General features: G+C 63.8%; 14 protein-coding genes. 13 read left to right on the top strand and 1 reads right to left on the bottom strand.

All coding sequences use genetic code 11. From position 1 onward, the window contains the following. The first annotated feature begins 184 nt into the window (after window positions 1-184). From AB5Y80_RS10425 to nuoN, 13 genes are all read left to right on the top strand, one after another. The gene (locus tag AB5Y80_RS10425; RefSeq protein ID WP_039038710.1) at window positions 185-589 is read left to right on the top strand and encodes an NADH-quinone oxidoreductase subunit A; all 405 of its coding nucleotides are present in this window, start codon (window positions 185-187) and stop codon (window positions 587-589) included. A gap of 29 nt (window positions 590-618) precedes the next feature. Beyond that, window positions 619-1,293 carry an NADH-quinone oxidoreductase subunit B family protein gene (locus tag AB5Y80_RS10420; protein ID WP_010675028.1) on the top strand — a complete coding sequence of 225 codons (675 nt, stop codon included), beginning with the start codon at window positions 619-621 and terminating at the stop codon, window positions 1,291-1,293. 38 nt (window positions 1,294-1,331) lie between these two features. Further along, entirely contained in the window at window positions 1,332-3,101 is a 1,770-nt protein-coding gene (gene nuoC, locus AB5Y80_RS10415; RefSeq protein WP_235698830.1) for an NADH-quinone oxidoreductase subunit C/D, read from the top strand. Window positions 3,102-3,173: 72 nt separating this feature from the next. Continuing rightward, entirely contained in the window at window positions 3,174-3,713 is a 540-nt protein-coding gene (gene nuoE, locus AB5Y80_RS10410; protein WP_368172886.1) for an NADH-quinone oxidoreductase subunit NuoE, read from the top strand. Further along, window positions 3,710-5,095 (top strand): NADH-quinone oxidoreductase subunit NuoF, encoded by a 1,386-nt coding sequence (nuoF, locus tag AB5Y80_RS10405; RefSeq protein ID WP_041211564.1) that lies wholly within the window; start codon window positions 3,710-3,712, stop codon window positions 5,093-5,095. Before nuoE ends, nuoF begins: the two co-directional genes overlap by 4 nt. A gap of 57 nt (window positions 5,096-5,152) precedes the next feature. After that, window positions 5,153-7,882 carry an NADH-quinone oxidoreductase subunit NuoG gene (nuoG, locus tag AB5Y80_RS10400; protein WP_368172885.1) on the top strand — a complete coding sequence of 910 codons (2,730 nt, stop codon included), beginning with the start codon at window positions 5,153-5,155 and terminating at the stop codon, window positions 7,880-7,882. Then, the gene (nuoH, locus tag AB5Y80_RS10395; RefSeq protein WP_010675033.1) at window positions 7,879-8,844 is read left to right on the top strand and encodes an NADH-quinone oxidoreductase subunit NuoH; all 966 of its coding nucleotides are present in this window, start codon (window positions 7,879-7,881) and stop codon (window positions 8,842-8,844) included. The genes nuoG and nuoH overlap by 4 nt, the downstream gene beginning before the upstream one ends. A gap of 90 nt (window positions 8,845-8,934) precedes the next feature. After that, window positions 8,935-9,477, top strand: a complete 543-nt coding sequence (gene nuoI / locus AB5Y80_RS10390) for an NADH-quinone oxidoreductase subunit NuoI (RefSeq protein ID WP_010675034.1) — start codon at window positions 8,935-8,937, stop codon at window positions 9,475-9,477. Window positions 9,478-9,486: 9 nt separating this feature from the next. Then, entirely contained in the window at window positions 9,487-10,026 is a 540-nt protein-coding gene (gene nuoJ, locus AB5Y80_RS10385; RefSeq protein ID WP_010675035.1) for an NADH-quinone oxidoreductase subunit J, read from the top strand. A gap of 79 nt (window positions 10,027-10,105) precedes the next feature. Next, window positions 10,106-10,414, top strand: coding sequence for an NADH-quinone oxidoreductase subunit NuoK (gene nuoK / locus AB5Y80_RS10380; protein WP_010675036.1), 309 nt, complete (start codon window positions 10,106-10,108; stop codon window positions 10,412-10,414). Continuing rightward, entirely contained in the window at window positions 10,411-12,258 is a 1,848-nt protein-coding gene (nuoL, locus tag AB5Y80_RS10375) for an NADH-quinone oxidoreductase subunit L (RefSeq protein WP_202015086.1), read from the top strand. The genes nuoK and nuoL overlap by 4 nt, the downstream gene beginning before the upstream one ends. Before the next feature lie 69 nt (window positions 12,259-12,327). Beyond that, the gene (gene nuoM, locus AB5Y80_RS10370) at window positions 12,328-13,845 is read left to right on the top strand and encodes an NADH-quinone oxidoreductase subunit M (protein ID WP_010675038.1); all 1,518 of its coding nucleotides are present in this window, start codon (window positions 12,328-12,330) and stop codon (window positions 13,843-13,845) included. Window positions 13,846-13,888: 43 nt separating this feature from the next. Then, the gene (gene nuoN / locus AB5Y80_RS10365; RefSeq protein ID WP_368172884.1) at window positions 13,889-15,352 is read left to right on the top strand and encodes an NADH-quinone oxidoreductase subunit NuoN; all 1,464 of its coding nucleotides are present in this window, start codon (window positions 13,889-13,891) and stop codon (window positions 15,350-15,352) included. Window positions 15,353-15,630: 278 nt separating this feature from the next. On the opposite strand, the gene purL is transcribed toward nuoN, so the two are convergent. Continuing rightward, window positions 15,631-19,524 carry a phosphoribosylformylglycinamidine synthase gene (gene purL / locus AB5Y80_RS10360; RefSeq protein WP_368172883.1) on the bottom strand — a complete coding sequence of 1,298 codons (3,894 nt, stop codon included), beginning with the start codon at window positions 19,522-19,524 and terminating at the stop codon, window positions 15,631-15,633. Window positions 19,525-19,559 lie beyond the last annotated feature (35 nt).

Here is a 19,559-nt window from a genome sequence, read left to right as displayed (position 1 = left end):
GCTAAATAAAAACGATTGAAAACAATTCTCAAACGAGAAAGTTGACCCCGCTAGCAAAACACAATTTTCATCCCGTTGATTAATAATTAATCCTTTGAAATGACATGTAAATCAGTACGAAAGTGGCATACTACGTAACGTCATTGTTAAGTCACATGATTAATTTGGTTAGGGAAAAACCTATATGTTTGCTGATATTGCCGTCCAGCACTGGGCTTTTGCTGTCTATGTCATTGGCGCCATCTGTATCTGCTTGACCATGATAGGCCTGGCGGCCTTGCTGGGGGGGCGCGCCTATGGCCGTGCCAAGAACAAACCCTTCGAATCCGGAGTGGATTCCGTCGGCAACGCCCGCCTGCGCTTCTCCGCCAAGTTCTACCTGGTCGCCATGTTCTTCGTCATCTTCGATGTCGAAGCCCTCTATCTCTTTGCCTGGTCCGTCTCCGTTCGGGAGAGCGGCTGGGTCGGCTTCATCGAAGCCACCATCTTCATCACCCTGCTGCTGGTAGGCCTCCTCTACCTGTGGCGCATTGGTGCCCTCGACTGGGCCCCGAAAAAGCGTGTCCTGACTGACAAGAAACCAGACTGAACTACCGATTATCTCTTTGAGGTTGCACCATGAAGTACACCCTGACCCGGATTGACCCGGATGCGCCCGTTGAGCGCTACCCCCAGGAACAGCGCCAGACCGTCGATGATCCACTGGCGCAGCAAGCGACCCGCGGCATCATGATCGGGCGCCTCGAAGAGGTGCTGCAAGACACCGTCAACTGGGGCCGCAAGAACTCCCTCTGGCCCTACAACTTCGGCATCTCCTGCTGCTACGTGGAGATGTGTACCGCCTTCACCTCTCCCCACGACGTGGCTCGCTTCGGTGCTGAGGTCATACGAGCCTCCCCCCGTCAGGCCGACTTCATGGTGATTGCCGGCACCCCCTTCATCAAGATGGCCCCTGTCATCCAGCGGCTCTATGAGCAGTTGCTCGAGCCCAAGTGGGTCATCTCCATGGGGGCCTGCGCCAACTCCGGCGGTATGTATGACATCTACTCCGTGGTACAGGGGGTGGACAAGTTCCTGCCGGTCGATGTCTACATTCCGGGCTGCCCGCCCCGCCCCGAGGCCTTCCTGCAAGCCCTGATGCTGCTGCAGGAGTCCATCGGCAAGGAACGCCGCCCCCTCTCCTGGGTGGTGGGGGATCAGGGGATCTACCGTCCCCAGATGCAATCCGAGAAGGAACGCAAGCGCGGCGAGCGGATCAACGTGACCAACCTGCGCACGCCGGATGAGATCTGATCATGAAACTGACTCGAGAATTCCCAAGCAATTACACCATGGCCCAGTGGCAAACCGCCGATCACGCCGATGCCCAGGTGGTCGGCGAGCTGTTCGCCCACTTCGGTGCCGAGCGCTTCACCGTGCAGAGCACCCGTACCGGCGTGCCGGTCATCTGGCTCTCCCGGGATCTGCTGCTGGACGTGATAGGCTTCTTGCAAAAGCTGCCCTCCCCCTTCGTGATGCTGTTCGATCTCAGCGCCACCGACGAACGGATGCGCAGCCATCGCCACGGCCTGCCGCAGAGCGACTTTACCGTCTTCTATCACCTCATCTCCATCGACCGTAACGCCGACGTGATGCTGAAGGTGGCGCTCAAGGAGAGCGATCTCCATCTGCCCACCGTCAGCCGCCACTTCCCCAACGCCAACTGGTACGAGCGGGAAGTGTGGGATCTGATGGGGATCACCTTCGATGGCCACCCCCATCTGACCCGCATCATGATGCCCAAGAGCTGGCAAGGGCACCCCCTGCGCAAGGACTACCCGGCGCGCGCCACCGAGTTTGATCCCTTCATGCTCGATGCGGTCAAGCAGGATCAGGAGCAGGACAACCTGCTGTTCAAGCCGGAAGAGTGGGGCATGGCCCGCGGCAACGAGAACGAGGACTACATGTTCCTGAACCTCGGGCCGAACCACCCCTCCGCCCACGGCGCCTTCCGCCTGGTGCTGCAACTCGACGGGGAAGAGATCCGCGACTGCGTGCCCGACATCGGCTATCACCACCGCGGCGCCGAGAAGATGGGCGAGCGCCAGTCCTGGCACAGCTACATCCCCTACACCGACCGGGTCGAATACCTGGGCGGCGTGATGAACAACCTGCCCTATGTGCTGGCGGTCGAGAAACTGGCCGGCATCAAGGTGCCGGCGCGGGTCGACATGATCCGGGTGATGATGGCGGAGCTGTTCCGCATCCAGAGCCACCTGCTGTTCCTTGGCACCTACATTCAGGACGTGGGGGCCATGACCCCGGTCTTCTTCACCTTCACGGACCGCCAGAAGATCTACACCATCATCGAGGCCATCACCGGAGCCCGCATGCACCCGGCCTGGTTCCGCATCGGCGGCGTGGCCCACGATCTGCCTGCCGGCTGGACCCGCCTCATCCAAGACAACCTGTTGAGCTGGCTGCCCAAGCGGTTGATGGAGTATGAAAAGGCGGCCATGCGCAACAGCATACTGCGGGGCCGCACCATCGGCGTCGCCGCCTACAACACGGCCCAGGCCCTGGCCTGGGGCACCACGGGGGGCGGTCTGCGGGCCACGGGGCTCAACTTTGACGTGCGCAAATGGCGCCCCTATTCCGGTTACGATCAGTTCGAGTTCGAGGTGCCGGTGGGCAGCAACGGGGACGCCTACGACCGCGCCACCGTGCGCATCGAGGAGATCCGCCAGAGCCTGTCCATTATCGAGCAGTGCATGAAAAACATGCCTGAGGGCCCCTTCAAGGCGGATCACCCGCTCACCACGCCACCGCCCAAAGAGCGCACCCTGCAGGACATCGAAACCCTGATCACCCACTTCCTGCAAGTCTCCTGGGGGCCTGTCATGCCGGCCGCCGAGTCCTTCCAGATGATAGAGGCGACCAAGGGGGTCAACAGCTATTACCTGACCAGCGACGGATCCACCATGAGCTACCGGACCCGGATCCGCACCCCGAGCTTTGCTCACCTGCAGCAGATCCCCTCGGTGATCCGCGGCCAGATGGTGTCGGATCTTATCGTCTACCTGGGCAGTATCGATTTCGTTATGTCAGATGTGGATCGTTGAGTCCTCTCGCCCCGGCAGCCGGGGCGAAGGGCAAGACGCGCAGTAAAGGGACAAGCCACAAAAGGTCAAGTCATGAGCCAATGTCAGTGTCACAATAACCAGACCCCACAAGGGCAAGGGGCATGCAGCAGCCAGCAGGGAGATTTCGTCCTGAGCCAGGCCGAGCGCGATGCCATCGAACACGAGAAACACCACTACGAAGATCCCCGTGCAGCCAGCATCGAAGCGCTCAAGATAGTGCAACAGGCCCGTGGCTGGGTGCCTGACGGCGCCATTCACGCCATCGGCTCCGAGCTCGGCATCCCCGCCAGCGACGTGGAAGGGGTCGCCACCTTCTACAGCCAGATCTTCCGCCAGCCGGTGGGTCGTCACATCATCCGCGTCTGCGACAGCATGGTCTGCTACATCAACGGCCACGAGCAGTTGCTTGCCGGTCTGAAAGAGGTCGTCAATCTGGCCCCCGGTCAAACCTCCCCGGATGGCCGCTTCACCCTGTTGCCCGTCTGCTGCCTCGGCAACTGCGACAAGGGGCCGGCCATCATGATCGATGACGATACCTATGGCGGACTCGATGCCGTCAGCCTGCTGAAAACCCTGGAGGCTTACCCATGAGCATTCAGCCAGGCAAGACGCTTGCCTCCCTCGGCACCGCCAATCGCATCCCCCGCACCGCCGAGACTCACCCTCTCACCTGGCGCCTGCGGGACGACGGCCAGCCGGTGTGGCTCGAGGAGTACCAGGCAAAACAGGGCTATGAGGCCGCCCGCAAGGCCCTTGGCCAGATGAGCCCGGATGACATCGTCAGCACCGTCAAGGATGCCGGCCTCAAGGGACGCGGCGGCGCCGGTTTCTCCACCGGCGTGAAGTGGGGCCTGATGCCCAAAGACGAGAGCATGAACATCCGTTACCTGCTCTGCAACGCCGACGAGATGGAGCCCAATACCTACAAAGACCGCATGCTGATGGAGCAGCTGCCCCACCTGCTGATCGAGGGGATGATCATCAGTGCCCGGGCTCTCAAGGCCTATCGCGGCTACATCTTCCTGCGCGGCGAGTACGTGGATGCCGCCATCCACCTGCGCCGCGCCGTGGAAGAGGCCAAGGCCGCGGGGCTCCTTGGCAAGAACATCCTGGGCTCGGGCTTTGACTTCGAGCTGTTCGTCCACACCGGCGCAGGTCGCTACATCTGCGGCGAAGAGACGGCCCTCATCAACTCCCTGGAAGGACGGCGCGCCAACCCGCGGGCCAAACCCCCCTTCCCCGCCGTCTCCGGCGTCTGGGGCAAGCCCACCTGCGTCAACAACGTCGAAACCCTGTGCAACGTGCCCGCCATCATCGGCAACGGTGTGGCCTGGTATCAGGGGCTGGCACTGCCGGGTTCGGAAGATCACGGCACCAAGCTGATGGGCTTTTCCGGCAAGGTCAACAATCCCGGCCTGTGGGAGCTGCCCTTTGGCATCACCGCCCGCGAGCTGTTCGAGGAGTACGCAGGCGGCATGAAGCCCGGCTATCGCCTGAAAACCTGGCAACCGGGCGGCGCCGGCACCGGCTTCCTGCTGCCCGAGCACCTGGATGCCCAGATGTATGCAGGCGGCATCGGCAAGGTGGGCACCCGCATGGGTACGGGCCTTGCCATGGCGGTGGATGACAGCATCAACATGGTCTCACTGCTGCGCAACATGGAGGAGTTCTTTGCCCGCGAATCCTGCGGCTGGTGCACCCCCTGCCGCGACGGCCTGCCCTGGAGCGTCAAGATCCTGCGGGCGCTGGAGCGGGGCGAGGGCCAACCCGAGGATCTCGCGACCCTGGAACAGCTCGTCAGTTTCCTGGGCCCGGGCAAGACCTTCTGTGCCCATGCCCCCGGCGCCGTCGAGCCCCTTGGCAGTGCGATGAAGTATTTCCGGTCCGAGTTCGAGGCCGGGGTCAAGGCCCCCCATGACAATCACAAGTTGTTCAAGGGTATCCAGCCCAACCTGCTGGGCGAGCGCTGGTAAGCGCCAGGACGCATCGGGCAATAGCCGATTTCATAAAACAGGTTTCAGGGAAGTTGTATGGCAACCATTCATGTAGACGGTAAAGAGTACGAGGTAGACGGGGCAGACAACCTGCTGCAAGCCTGTCTGTCGCTGGGTCTGGACGTCCCCTATTTTTGCTGGCACCCGGCGCTGGGTAGCGTCGGTGCCTGCCGCCAGTGCGCGGTCAAACAGTATCAGAATGCCGACGACAAGCGCGGCCGCCTGGTCATGTCCTGCATGACCCCTTCCACCGATGGCACCTATATCTCCATCGAGGATGAAGAGGCGAAGGAGTTTCGCAAGACAGTGGTGGAGTGGCAGATGACCAACCATCCCCACGACTGCCCGGTGTGCGAAGAGGGTGGCGCCTGCCACCTGCAGGACATGACGGTGATGACGGGCCACAACAGCCGCCGCTACCGTTTCACCAAGCGCACCCACCAGAATCAGGATCTGGGCCCCTTCATCAACCACGAGATGAACCGCTGCATCGCCTGCTACCGCTGCGTGCGCTATTACAAGGATTACGCCGGTGGCGAGGATCTCGGGGTCTATGGCGCCCATGACAACGTCTACTTCGGCCGGGTCGAGGATGGCACCCTGGAGAGCGAATTCTCCGGCAACCTGGTGGAGGTCTGTCCCACCGGCGTCTTCACCGACAAGACCCACTCCGAGCGTTACAACCGCAAGTGGGACATGCAGTTCGCCCCCAGCATCTGCCAGGGGTGCTCGGTCGGCTGCAACATCAGCCCGGGTGAGCGCTACGGCGAGCTGCGCCGCATCGAGAACCGTTTCCACGGCGCCCTGAACCACTATTTCCTCTGCGATCGCGGCCGCTTCGGCTACGGTCACGTCAATCTGACCGACCGCCCGCGCCAACCCCTGCTGCAAGATGGCAGTGACAAGCTGGCCATCACGGTGGATGGTGCCCTGAACCGGGCCGCGGATGCGCTGCGCACCGCCAGCGGCGTCATCGGCATCGGCTCACCCCGCGCCTCCTTGGAGAGCAACTTCGCCCTGCGCGAACTGGTGGGGGCCGCCAACTTCTACTCCGGGGTCGAGCAGAGCGAATGGAAATGCCTGCAGAAGATGCTGGACATTCTGGAGCACGGCGGCGTGCGCACTCCCAGCCTGCGCGACATGGAAGAGGCCGATGCAGTGCTGGTGCTCGGGGAAGATGTCACCCAGACCGCCGCCCGCATCGCCCTGGCCCTGCGCCAGGCGGTGAAAGGCAAGGGGCGCGAAATTGCCCGCAAGCTGAAGGTGGATCTCTGGCAGGTCGCTGCCGTGCAGACCCTGGCCCAGAACCAGCGCTACCCCTTGCTCATCACCAGTCTGGATGCCACCCGCCTGGATGACGTGGCGAGCAGCACCCTGCACGCCCCCCACGCGGATCAGGCGCGCCTCGGGTTTGCCATCGCCCACCTGCTGGATGCCAGTGCACCGGCACCAACGGATCTCTCCCCCGAACAGCAGGCCCTCGCCGCCCAATGGGCCGACCTGCTTGGCAACGCCAAAAAGCCCCTCATCATCGCAGGCAATGGTGCCCGCAGCCAGGCGCTGATCGAAGCGGCCAGCAACATCGCCCGCGCCCTCAAGGGCCGTGGCCAGGCCGCGGAGCTTGCCCTGGTGGCTCAGGAAGCCAACAGCCTGGGGCTGGCCATGCTGGCCCGGCATGCCGCCCCGCTGGAGGCAGCCCTCGAGCGCATGGAAGGGGAAGAGAGACTTGCCTTGGTCGTTCTTGAGAACGACCTCTACCGCCGAGCCCCCCGCAGCCGGGTGGACGCCGCCCTGGATCGCCTGCAACACCTGCTGGTCATCGACCATCAGGAGACGGCCACCGCAAAGAAGGCGGATTTGGTGCTGCCTGCCGCCAGTTTTGCCGAAGGCGATGGCACCCTGGTCAACATGGAAGGCCGCGCCCAGCGCTTCTTCCAGGTCTATGCTCCCGCCTTCTACAACGCCGATATCCAGGTGCGCGAGAGCTGGCGCTGGCTGGATGCCCTGCAAGGGAGCCAGCAACCGCGTTCGGTTCGCTGGAACACCTTCGACGATGTGAGTCGCGATTGCGCCGCCAGCGCCCCGCTGCTCACCACCATGGGGGAAGCTGCACCCAACGCCGGCCTGCGCATTCGCGGCATGAAGCTCGCCCGGGAGCCGCACCGCTACAGTGGTCGCACCTCCATGCTGGCGAACCAGAACGTGAGCGAGCCCAGAGTCGCCCAGGATCCCGATTCACCGTTCGCCTTCTCCATGGAAGGCTACGCCGGTGCCCGCCAGCCCCTCTCCCAGGTACCGTTTGCCTGGGCGCCGGGCTGGAACTCCCCCTCCGCCTGGAACAAGTTCCAGGACGAGGTGGGTGGCAACCTGCGTGCCGGGGATCCCGGTCGCCGCCTGCTGGAGCCGGGCGAAGGCAACCTGGGCTGGTTTGGCGCCATCCCGGCCCCCTTCCAGCCCGCCGCATCCCTGCAGGTGGTGAGCTATGACCAGCTGTTCGGTGGCGAGGAGCTCTCCGCCAGAAGCCCGGTCATCCAGGCTCGCATGGGTGAACCCACCCTGGTACTGAACCCGGCGGATGCCGCGCGCCTGGCACTGTCCCCTGACGCACTGGTGGCCTTCTCCTGGGGTGGCAACCACTGGCGCCTGCGTCTGCGCCTGAGCGATGCGCTGGCTCCGGGCCTGGCAGGGTTGCCACTCGGGGTGAACGGCCTGCCGACCGCCCTGCACCACGCCCTGATCGATAACCTGCAGGAGGTCATCGCATGAGCGACTCTCTGATGGATCTGCTGATCGAGGTCGGCAAGGCACTGGTCGTGCTCGTGGGGATCGTGGGGGCCGGCGCCTTCATGAGCTTCATCGAGCGCCGCCTGCTGGCACTGTGGCAGGACCGTTACGGCCCCAACCGGGTTGGCCCCTTCGGCCTGCTGCAACTGGCGGCCGACATGGTCAAGATGTTCTTCAAGGAGGACTGGATCCCGCCCTTTGCGGATCGCCGGATCTTCGTGCTGGCCCCCATCATCGCCTTCACCGCCTTCATCCTGGCGTTTGCGGTGGTGCCCATCACCCCCACCTGGGGCGTGGCGGATCTCAACGTGGGGCTGCTCTATATCCTGGCGATCGCCGGGCTGGCGGTCTATGCCGTGCTGTTCGCCGGCTGGTCGAGCAACAACAAGTACTCCCTGCTCGGCAGCCTGCGCGCCTCGGCCCAGACCCTCTCCTACGAGGTGTTCCTTGGCCTCTCGCTCATGGGCATCGTCATCCAGACCGGCAGCTTCAACCTGCGTGACATCGTCGAGGCCCAGGCCGGCATGTGGAACGTGATCCCCCAGATCCTGGGCTTCGTCACCTTCCTGTTTGCCGGGGTCGCCGTCACCCACCGCCACCCGTTTGACCAGCCGGAGGCCGAGCAGGAGCTCGCCGACGGCTATCACATCGAGTACGCGGGCATGAAGTGGGGTCTCTTCTTCGTGGGCGAGTACATCGGCATCGTGCTGATCTCTTCCCTCATCGTGACCCTCTTCTTCGGTGGCTGGCACGGCCCCTGGCTGCCGCCCTTCATCTGGTTCGCCCTGAAGACCGCCTGTTTCATGGTGTTCTTCATCCTGCTGCGGGCCTCCCTGCCCCGCCCGCGCTTCGACCAGGTGATGTCCTTTGGCTGGAAAGTGTGCCTGCCCCTGACCCTGCTCAACATGCTGGTCACCGCTGCCGTGGTGCTGATGAATGCGTGAGCAAAACGAGATGGACATGACGATGATTCGGCGGTCTGCGGCAAGGAAGCGCCCAGACGCCAGTGCTGATAAATGTGCAGTGAGGCACCTATGAAAATTACGAGCATTATCAAGGGTGTTGGCACCCAGTTGCGCAGTCTTGGGATGGTCTTCTCCCATGCCTGGCGCCCCCGTGAAACCCTGAGCTACCCGGAGCAGCCGGTCTACGCCGCCCCCCGTTTTCGCGGTCGCATCGTACTGACCCGGGATCCTGACGGCGACGAACGCTGCGTGGCGTGCAACCTGTGTGCGGTCGCCTGCCCGGTCGGTTGCATCTCCTTGCAGAAGTCGGAGCGGGAAGATGGCCGCTGGTACCCGGAGTTCTTTCGCATCAACTTCTCCCGCTGCATCTTCTGCGGCCTGTGCGAGGAGGCCTGCCCCACCACCGCCATCCAGCTGACGCCGGATTTCGAGATGGGGGAGTATCGTCGCCAGGATCTGGTGTACGAGAAAGAAGATCTGCTGATAAGCGGCCCCGGCAAATACCCGGACTACAACTTCTACCGCATGAGCGGGATGGCCATCGACGGCAAACCCAAAGGGGATGCCGAGAACGAAGCCAAGCCCATCGATGTCAAGAGCCTGCTGCCCTAGGAGTCAATCATGGAACTGGCATTCTATGCCGCGGCCCTGGTCGCCGTTTACAGCACGCTGCGGGTGATCAGCACCAGCAACCCCATGCATGCGCTGCTCAATCTCATCATCTCCCTCATCGCCGTGGCCATGATCTTCTTCTGCCTGGGCGCCGCCTTTGCGGGGGCCCTGCAGGTGATCGTCTACGCCGGCGCCATCATGGTGCTGTTCGTGTTCGTGGTGATGATGCTGAACCTGGGGAGCGCCCAGGATCAGGAGAAGAAGTGGCTCACCCCCATGACCTGGGGTGGCCCGGCCCTGCTCTCCCTCATTTTGCTGGGCTTTCTGGCCCACGGCATTCTCGGCGTGACCGGCGGTGAACTGGGTCTGACCGAGGTCAGCGCCAAGGAAGTCGGTATCGCCCTGTTCGGCCCCTATGTGCTGGCGGTGGAGCTCGCCTCCATCCTGCTGCTGGCGGGTCTGGTCACCGCCTATCACCTGGGCCGCGAGGACAAGAGCGGGGAAGTGCTCTCCGTGCCTCGCACCACACAGGAAGGAGGTCAGCAATGAGCGACATCCCCGTGGTGAGGCATGGCCTGCTGCCGGCAGCCCGCCCCCTTTCCATCCAGCAAGCACAAGGAGCATGGCGATGAGTGGAATTCCCATGGAGCACGGCCTCCTGCTGGCGGCCATTTTGTTTGCCATCGGCCTGTGCGGCCTGCTGATACGCCGCAACCTGTTGTTTATCCTCATGAGTATCGAAATCATGATGAACGCGTCCGCCCTGGCGTTCGTGGTGGCGGGTAGCCGCTGGGCCCAGGCCGACGGCCAGATCATGTACATACTGGTGATTTCTCTGGCGGCAGCGGAGGCCAGTATCGGCCTCGCCCTGTTACTGCTGCTCTATCGTCGTTACCACACCCTGAACGTGGACACTGTGAGCGAGATGCGCGGATGAGCCTCCTATATCTGACTTTCCTGTTCCCGCTGCTGGGATGGCTGCTGCTGGCCTTCTCCCTCGGCCGCCTCGGCGAGCGCACCTCGGCGCTCATCGGTGTCGGCAGCATCGGTCTCTCGGCCCTCACTACCCTGTGGGTCGGCATCGATTTCCTCAATACCATGCCGGAAGGCGGCGTCTATACCCAGACCCTGTGGCAGTGGATGACGGTGGGCGAGTTCCAGCCCGCCTTCCGTCTCTCCCTGGACGGGCTGTCACTGACCATGCTGGGGGTCGTGACCGGGGTGGGCTTCTTCATCCACCTGTTCGCCTCCTGGTACATGCGCGGGGAAGAGGGGTATTCGCGCTTCTTCACCTACACCAACCTCTTCATCGCCAGCATGCTGTTCCTGGTGCTGGCCGATGACCTGCTGTTCGTCTATCTGGGCTGGGAAGGAGTGGGGCTGTGCAGCTACCTGCTGATCGGCTTCTACTACAAGGATCGCAACAACGGCGCCGCCGCCCTCAAGGCGTTCGTGGTGACCCGGGTCGGCGACGTCTTCCTCGCCATCGGGCTCTTCGTGCTCTACCGCGAGCTCGGCACCCTCAACATTCACGAGCTGCTGGTGCGCGCCCCCGCGATGTTCGCAGAAGGCTCCCCTGCCCTGTCGTTCGCCTGCCTGATGCTGCTCGGCGGCGCGGTCGGCAAATCCGCCCAGCTGCCGCTGCAGACCTGGTTGGCGGACGCCATGGCGGGTCCGACCCCGGTCTCGGCGCTGATCCACGCGGCCACCATGGTGACCGCTGGTGTCTATCTCATCGCCCGCACCCACGGCCTCTTCCTGCTGGCACCGGAGATCCTCCATCTGGTGGCGCTGGTTGGTGCCATTACCCTGGTACTGGCGGGCTTCGCCGCCCTGGTACAGACCGACATCAAGCGGATCCTGGCCTACTCCACCATGAGCCAGATTGGCTACATGTTCCTGGCCCTGGGGGTCGGTGCCTGGGAAGGGGCCATCTTCCACCTGATGACCCACGCCTTCTTCAAGGCGCTCTTGTTCCTCTCCGCCGGGGCCGTCATTGTTGCGACCCACCACGAGCAGAACATCTTCAAGATGGGGGGCCTGCGCAAATCGCTGCCGCTGGTCTACGCCTGCTTCCTGGTGGGGGGCTCGGCGCTCGCCGCGCTGCCGCTGGTGACCGCCGGTTTCTACAGTAAGGACGCCATCCTCTGGCAGGTGCAGGCCAGTGGCCAGAGCGCCCTGCTGTGGGCCGGTCTGGGGGGGGCTTTCCTGACCTCCCTCTACACCTTCCGCCTCATCTTCATCGCCTTCCACGGCAAGGCGCAGACCGAGGCGCACAAAGGTCACGGCCTTGCCCACCATCTGCCACTGCTGGTGCTGCTGGTGCTCTCCACCGGCGTCGGCGCCCTCATCGTGCCGCCGCTCGCCGGAGTACTGCCGGCAGGCCCCGGTGATCACATCGAAGAGGGACGCCATGGCCTCGAGATCCTCTCCGGCGTCATCGCCGTGGCAGGCATTGCGCTGGCCGCCTTCCTCTTCCTCGGCGAACGTCGCCTGGCGAAGGGGATCGCACAGAGTGCACCGGGGCGGGCTCTGTCCACCCTCTGGTTCAATGCCTGGGGCTTTGACTGGCTTTATGACCTGATTTGGGTCAAGCCCTACCTGCTGGCGACTCGCCTGCTCGGCAAGGATCCGCTGGACAGGATGATGAACCTGCCCGCCGTGCTGGCCCAGGGGGGGCATCAGCTGCTGGCCTGGACCGTCTCCGGCAAGTTGCGCTGGTACGCAGCCTCCATGGGGATGGGCGCCGCCCTGATCCTGGCCCTGCTGCTGCTCGGCTGATCCATGAGCCCAATATTGTGTGGCAGGCTCAGCGCCTGCCCGACTAGAACCTAGATGAGAGCTGATATCGTGACCTTACTCTGGATCTTGCTAATTCCCTTCATCGGCGGCTTGCTCTGCTGGCAGATGGAGCGGCTCGGCGGACAGTTTGTCCGCTGGGTGGCCCTCGCCTCCATGAGCGCCTGTCTGGTGCTCTCCAGCGCCATCTGGCTCGGTGGTGACTTCACCCTCGCCAACCCCGGCCTCCCCGTCTGGGCAGCCGAGTGGCAACAACCCTGGATCCCCCGCTTCGGCATCTCCCTGCACCTCGCCGTGGACGGGCTGTCGCTCCTGATGGTGATCCTCACCAGCTTCATCGGCGTGCTGGCCATCCTCTGTTCCTGGAAGGAGATCGTCCAGCGCATCGGCTTCTTCCACCTCAACCTGCTGTGGATCCTGGGGGGCGTGCTCGGCGTCTTCATGGCGGTGGATCTGTTCCTCTTCTTCTTCTTCTGGGAGATGATGCTGGTGCCGATGTACTTCCTGATCGCGCTCTGGGGCCACTCGGTCACCGATGGCAAGTCGCGCATCAACGCCGCCACCAAGTTCTTCATCTACACCCAGGCGAGCGGCCTCATCATGCTGGTGGCCATCCTGGGCCTGGTACTGACCCACCACGCCGCCACCGGTGTCTTCACCTTCAACTATCAGGAACTGCTCAACACCCCCATGAGCAGCACGGTACAGTGGCTGCTGATGCTGGGCTTCTTCATTGCCTTCGCGGTCAAGATGCCCCTGGTGCCGCTCCATGGCTGGCTCCCTGATGCCCACAGCCAGGCGCCCACCGCAGGCTCCGTGGATCTCGCGGGCATCTTGCTGAAAACCGCGGCCTACGGCCTGCTGCGCTTCACTCTGCCGCTTTTCCCCGAGGCGTCCGCCGAGTTTGCCCCCTACGCCATGGTGCTCGGCCTCATCGGCATCGTCTATGGCGCCCTGCTGGCCTTTGCCCAGACCGACATCAAGCGGCTGGTTGCCTACACCAGCATCTCCCACATGGGTTTCGTGATGATCGCCATTTACTCCGGCAGCGAGCTCGCCCTGCAAGGGGCAGTGGTACAGATGATTGCCCACGGGCTCTCGGCCGCCGGCCTCTTCATCCTGTGCGGTCAGCTCTACGAGCGCCTGCACACCCGGGATCTGCGCCAGATGGGCGGTCTCTGGGGACGGCTGCGCTACCTGCCCGGCGTGATGCTGTTCTTCTCCGTCGCATCCCTCGGGATGCCGGGGACCGGCAACTTCGTCGGCGAGTTCCTGATCCTCATCGGCAGCTTCCAGGTGGCCCCCGTTATCACCGTCATCGCCACCTTCGGGCTGGTGCTGGCCTCGGTCTACTCCCTCATCATGCTGCAACGGGCCTGCTTCGGGACGCCCCGGGAGGAGAGCATGCTCAAGGGGCTGGATACCCGGGAACTGACCATGATGCTGACCATCGCCGGCCTCTTGGTACTGCTCGGTCTCTATCCCCAGCCGGTGCTCGACACCGCCAGCAGCAGCCTCCTGAGCGTGCTGCACTGGTACGCGCTGCCGGGCACGGGGGCGCTGCAATGATGCTTTCTCTTTCGCCTTCCTTGTCCATGTCGGGAGCACTGTCATGACGTTTACTGTTTCTCAACTGCTGGCCCTGCTGCCCCTGTTGCTGACCACGGGGGCCATGGTGGCCCTGATGCTGGCCATCGCCTGGAAGCGCTGTGACAACACCGCCTTCGTGGTCACCATCATCGGCCTCAACCTCGCGCTCTTCTCCCTGCCCATCGTGATGGCCCAGGGGGATCAGGGGGTCACTCCCCTGCTGCAAGTGGACGCTTACGCGGTCTTCTACATGGGGCTGGTGCTCATCGGGGCCCTGGCCACCTGTACCTTCGGTCGCACCTGGCTCAAGGGCTATCCGGACAACCGGGAAGAGTTCTACCTGCTGCTGCTCATCGCCACCGCAGGTGGTCTGGTGCTGGCGGCCTCCCGTCACCTCGCCTCGCTCTTCATCGGGATCGAGATGCTGACCCTGCCCATGTTCGGTCTGGTGGGGTATGCCTATCGCGAGCGGCACTCGCTGGAAGCCAGCATCAAGTACATGGTGCTCTCCGCCAGTGCCACCGCCTTCCTGCTGTTCGGCATGGCACTGCTCTACGCCCAGGCCGGAAGCCTGAGCTTCAGCGATCTCGGTGTGACCCTGGCCCAGAGCCCGGCTCACCATCCGCTGCTGATGGGGGGCTTTGGCCTGATGCTGGTCGGCTTTGCGTTCAAGCTGTCCCTCGCCCCCTTCCACCTCTGGACCCCGGACGTCTATGAAGGGGCGCCGGCACCGGTGGCCACCTTCCTCGCCACCGTGAGCAAGATCGCCGTGTTCTGCGTGCTGCTGCGCTTCTACCTGGCGGTACCCGCCACCTCGGATCCCATGATCCACTGGCTGCTGGCGGCCATGGCAGTCATCTCCATCGTGGTCGGCAACCTCCTGGCGCTGATCCAGACCAACATCAAGCGGATGATGGGTTACTCCTCCATCTCCCACTTCGGCTACCTGCTGGCGGTGGTGGTGGCGAGCCGCCTCGGCGAGATACCGGTGGAAGCGGCCGGCGTCTATCTGCTGATGTATCTGTTCACCAGCCTGGGGGCCTTCGGCGTCATCAGCATGATGTCCAGCCCCTATCGCGGCAAGGATGCGGACTCCCTGCACAGTTATCGCGGTCTGTTCTGGAAGCGCCCCTATCTGACGGCGGTGATGACGGTGATGATGCTCTCCCTCGCGGGTATCCCCATGACGCTGGGCTTCATCGGCAAGTTCTACCTCATCGGCGTCACCGTCGATGCCAAGCTGTGGTGGCTCAGTGGCGCCATCGTGCTCGGCAGTGCCCTGGGGCTCTACTACTACCTGCGGGTCATGGTCACCCTCTACCTGCGTGAACCCGGCATGCAACTGCGCGATGCCAGGGCCGACTGGGCCTTCTCCTCCGGGGGCCTGGTGGTGCTGCTCTCCGCCATTCTGGTGGTATTGCTCGGCATCTACCCCCAGCCCGTCATCAGTCTGGTGCAGGGCTTCCAACACGTGGTGCTGCGCTAGCCTCAGGTTCAGCTCACACAGCAAAACCGGCCTCCGTGGCCGGTTTTTTTTATGTCCGCCAAGGCCCGGTCCGGCTTGCCTATCTGGCAGGCGATACCAGATCCCTCCCCTCAATCCATCCCATATCCTCCAGCAAGCAGCTGGCGGAGCAGTGGGCTGAAGACGGCCTCGCCCCCATCGTGCTCGTCTCCTCCTGCCCTCCCCATTCTCAGACCCATGCCCATAAAAAAACCGGCCACGGGGGCCGGTTCTGATTCGGAGCTCAAGTACGCGCGGGATTAACCCAGGCGAACCCGAGCATTGCGGAACATGCGCATCCAGGCGCCATCCTCGCCCCAGTTGTCCGGGTGCCAGGAGTTGGCCACGGTGCGGAACACCCGCTCCGGGTGCGGCATCATGATGGTCGCGCGACCGTCCGTGGTGGTCACCGCAGTGATGCCCGCCGGTGCACCGTTCGGGTTGGCCGGGTACTGCTCGGTCACGTTGCCGCGGTTGTCCACGAAACGCAGCCCCACCAGACCGCTCTGTTGCAGCGCAGCCAGGTGAGCGGCATCGCGCACTTCCACGCGCCCTTCCCCGTGGGAGACGGCAATCGGCATCACGGAGCCCGCCATCCCGGCGAAGAAGGCGGACGGGGAGTCCTGCACTTCCACCAGGCTGAAGCGCGCCTCGAAGCGCTCGGAGCGGTTGCGCACGAAGCGCGGCCAGAGATCGGCCCCCGGGATGAGGTCACGCAGGTTGGACATCATCTGGCAGCCGTTGCACACCCCCAGGGAGAGGGTATCGCCGCACTCGAAGAAGCGCTGGAACTGCTCACGGGCGTTGTCGTTGAACAGGATGGACTTGGCCCAGCCTTCGCCCGCCCCCAGCACGTCGCCGTAGGAGAAGCCGCCACAGGCCACCAGGGTCTGGAACTCCTCAAGCTTGATGCGCCCCTCGAGGATGTCGCTCATGTGCACGTCGACAGCGGTGAAGCCGGCGCGGTCAAAGGCGGCCGCCATCTCCACGTGGGAGTTGACCCCCTGCTCGCGCAGCACCGCCAGACGGGGAGAAACCCCGCGAGCGATATAGGGCGCGGCCACGTCGTCGGACGGGTTGTAGGTGAGCCTGGCCTGCAGACCCGGATCGGTGGCGTCCTGGCGGGCGGCATGCTCCTGATCGGCACACTCTGGGTTGTCACGCAGGCGCTGCATCTGCCAGCTGGTCTCGCCCCAGATGGTGCGAAGGGCGGTGCGGCTGGCGCGATAAACCTCGCTGCCGGCACGCTGGAACAGGATGAGGTCGTCTTCGCGCACCGTGCCCAGCACGTGGGAGCAGGCTGCCAGACCGTGACCGGCCAGCAGGGTCAGCACCGCTTCCTTGTCTTCGCGACGAACCTGGATGACGGCACCCAGCTCCTCGTTGAACAGGGCCGGCAGCAGGTCGCCACCCACGCGATCGAGCTGGATGTCGAGGCCGCAGTGACCCGCAAACGCCATCTCGGTCAGGGTGACGAAGAGGCCGCCGTCGGAGCGGTCGTGGTAGGCAATCAGCTTGCGATCCGCCACCAGCGCCTGGATGGCGTTGAAGAAGCCCTTGAGCTGGACCGGGTTGTCCAGATCCGGGGCGCTTTGCCCAAGCTGGCGGTAAACCTGGGCCAGGGCTGAGGCGCCGAGGCGCTGCTTGCCGTTGCCAAGGTCGATGAGGATAAGGTCGGTCTCACCGAGATCGGTGCGCAGTTGCGGCGTCACGGTATTGCGTACGTCCTCGACCCGGGCAAAGGCGGAGATGAGCAGGGAGAGCGGCGAGGTGACGCTGCGCTCTTCGCCGTCCTGCTGCCAGCGGGTCTTCATGGACATGGAGTCCTTGCCCACCGGGATGGTGATGCCAAGGGCCGGGCAGAGCTCTTCGCCCACCGCTTTCACGGCTTCGTAGAGACCCGCATCTTCCCCCGGGTGCCCGGCGGCAGACATCCAGTTGGCGGAGAGCTTGACCCGCTTGAGGGAGCCGATATTGGCCGGTGCCAGGTTGGTCAAGGCCTCGGCCACCGCCATGCGGGCGGAGGCGGCATGAGAGAGCAGCGCCACCGGGGTGCGCTCGCCCATGGACATGGCTTCACCGTGGTAGCTGTCGTAGGTCGCGGCGGTGACGGCGCAGTCAGCCACCGGGATCTGCCAGGGGCCGACCATCTGGTCGCGGTTGACGAGGCCTGTTACGGTGCGATCGCCGATGGTGATGAGGAAGGACTTCTCCGCCACCGTCGGCAGGCGCAGCACGCGCTCGGCGGCGTCGCTGAGGGTGATGCCGTCCAGTTGCAGCGCCTTGCCCTGGGCGGGCAGGCTCTGCACGTCGCGGTGCATCTTGGGCGCCTTGCCAAGCAGCACGTCCAGCGGCAGATCGATGGGCTGGTTGTCAAAGTGATCATCAGAGAGAGTGAGATGCTTCTCTTCGGTGGCGGTGCCGATGACGGCATAGGGGGCGCGTTCGCGCTCGCACAGGGCCTTGAACAGAGGCAGCTTGTCCTGGGCCACGGCCAGCACATAGCGCTCCTGGGATTCGTTGCACCAGACTTCCAGCGGGCTCATGCCCGGCTCGTCATTCGGGATGGCACGCAGGTCGAAGCGACCACCGCGATCCCCGTCGCTCACCAGCTCCGGCATGGCGTTGGAGAGACCACCGGCGCCCACGTCGTGGATGAAGACGATGGGGTTGTCGTCCCCCAGTTGCCAGCAGCGGTCGATCACTTCCTGGCAACGACGCTCCATCTCGGGGTTGTCACGCTGCACGGAGGCGAAGTCGAGATCTTCGGCAGACTGACCGGACGCCATGGAGGAGGCTGCGCCGCCACCCAGGCCGATGTTCATGGCCGGACCACCCAGCACGATGAGGGCCGCCCCCACCGGGATCTCCCCTTTCTGGACGTGCTCGCTGCGGATGTTGCCGATACCGCCCGCCAGCATGATGGGCTTGTGGTAGCCGCGCACCTCGACGCCGTTGTGGCTCGGCACCTGCTCTTCGAAGGTACGGAAGTAACCCAGGATGGCAGGGCGACCGAATTCGTTGTTGAAGGCGGCGCCGCCAAGGGGCCCTTCCTGCATGATGTCAAAGGCGCTGACGATGCGGCTCGGCTTGCCGAAGTCCTGCTCCCAGGGCTGCTCGAAACCGGGGATGCGCAGGTTGGAGACGGAGAAGCCCACCAGGCCCGCCTTGGGTTTGGCGCCACGGCCTGTCGCACCCTCGTCGCGGATTTCGCCGCCGGAGCCGGTGGCGGCACCCGGGAAGGGAGAGATGGCGGTCGGGTGGTTGTGGGTCTCCACCTTCATCAGGATGTCGACACGCTCCTGGTGATACTGGTACTCACCGTTGGCGGGGCTCGGGAAGAAGCGGCCACCCTGGCTGCCTTCCATCACCGCGGCGTTGTCTTTGTAGGCAGACAGGACATGGTCCGGCGTCTGCTCGAAGGTGTTCTTGATCATCTTGAACAGCGACTTGGGCTGCTGTTCGCCATCGATGGTCCAGTCGGCGTTGAAGATCTTGTGACGGCAGTGCTCGGAGTTCGCCTGGGCAAACATGTAGAGCTCGATGTCGTTGGGATTGCGACCCAGCCGGGTGAAGTTGGTCACCAGGTAATCTATTTCGTCATCGGCCAGGGCCAGACCCAGGGTCACGTTGGCCTCTGCCAGGGCGGCGCGACCACCACCCAGCACATCTACCTGGGTAAAGGGGCGCGGCTCGTGGTGAGCAAACAGGGCGGCGGCCTCGTTCATCTCGGCAAAGACCACTTCCATCATGCGATCGTGCAGCAGGGCCGCGATCTCGCTACGCTGGGCCACGCTCAGCTCACCCTTGGCCTGCACGTAATAGGCAATGCCGCGCTCCAGCCGCTTGACCTGTTTCAGGCCGCAGTTGTGGGCGATGTCGGTTGCTTTGGAAGACCAGGGGGAGATAGTGCCGGGGCGGGGGGTAACGAGGAACAGCTGACCGCTGGGGGTGTGTTCCGGGATGGTCGGGCCGTAGCGCAGAAGCTGGCCCAAGGTCGCTCGCTCGGGGGGCGACAGCGGGCTCGTCAGCTCGGCAAAATGCACGTATTCCGCATAGACGCTTGCTATCTCTACTCCTCTCTGTGCGCAGCTCTGCAGCAGCTTGTGGACACGAAACTCAGACAGTGCTGGGGCACCACGCAAGATTTCCATATACCTTTCTCACCAAGTTTTAGAGTGTGGGGGGA

This window comes from Aeromonas sp. R2-1 (assembly GCF_040908425.1).
Lineage (GTDB): Bacteria > Pseudomonadota > Gammaproteobacteria > Enterobacterales > Aeromonadaceae > Aeromonas > Aeromonas caviae.
The sequence above is the reverse complement of the archived record's forward strand: the minus strand, read 5'-3'. Positions and strand labels throughout refer to the sequence as shown.